Here is a 202-nt window from a genome sequence, read left to right as displayed (position 1 = left end):
AGAGGTCCTTCATCTTACCATCCAAAAATGATGTTAAAAATAATCTTATATGGCTATGCGCACTCAGTTTTTTCAGGAAGACGTATTGAATTTCTGTTAAAAGATAGCTGTCGAATGATGTGGCTTGCGCAGGGTCAAACTCCTTCATACAGAACAATTAATCGCTTTAGAGTTAATCCGTATATGATGGAATTTCTGCACA

The 202-nt window shown here is 36.6% G+C and carries 1 protein-coding gene; it reads left to right on the top strand.

Annotation, left to right across the window (positions count from 1 at the left end; translation table 11 throughout):
• On the top strand, positions 1-202 hold a 202-nt coding region (locus CD122_RS10780; protein ID WP_142381206.1), incomplete at both ends, for a transposase.

The sequence above is a fragment of the Staphylococcus rostri genome (assembly GCF_002902145.1).
Classification (GTDB): Bacteria; Bacillota; Bacilli; order Staphylococcales; family Staphylococcaceae; genus Staphylococcus; species Staphylococcus rostri.
The sequence above is the reverse complement of the archived record's forward strand: the minus strand, read 5'-3'. Positions and strand labels throughout refer to the sequence as shown.